We start from the raw sequence: 471 nt of genomic DNA on the forward strand, positions 1-471 counted from the left end.
ATGTGCGTGCCCTGCTCGGCGACACCCCGCTGAGGCTGGGCCGGTGTGTCGCCAGCCTGCGCCCGGGCGGGGCCGGCTGGCGGGCGCTGGACGAGGACGGCGCCCTGCTGGCCGAGGCGCCGGCCGTGGTGCTGGCCGGCGGTCACCAGAGCCAGCGCTTGCTGCAAGACCTGGCCCTCGATCTGGCACTGCCCCTGACACGCCAGCGCGGCCAGATCAGCCATCTGGCACAAGCCAGCCCGCTGCCGGCCCTGCCGCTGGCCGGCGCCGGCTATGCGCTGGCCGACGGTGCCGGCGGGCTGTGGTGCGGCGCCACCAGCCAGGACGGGGATGACGACCCGGCGCTGCGCCCGGCCGACCAGCGCCGCAATCTCGAGCAATGGGCCGAGCTGGCCCGCCTGCCCGAGGTGCCCGAAGCGGCGCTGAGCGGCCGTGTCGGCTGGCGGCTGCTGGCCCCCGATCGCCTGCCGC

1 protein-coding gene is annotated in these 471 nt (G+C 77.1%); it reads left to right on the top strand.

The features are described 5' to 3' along the window. A partial coding sequence (locus PO768_RS29085; RefSeq protein ID WP_272648836.1) for an FAD-dependent oxidoreductase occupies positions 1-471 on the top strand: 471 nt, incomplete at both ends.

Origin of the sequence: Paucibacter sp. XJ19-41, assembly GCF_028462495.1 — a bacterium.
In the GTDB taxonomy this organism is placed as follows: Bacteria; Pseudomonadota; Gammaproteobacteria; order Burkholderiales; family Burkholderiaceae_C; genus Roseateles_E.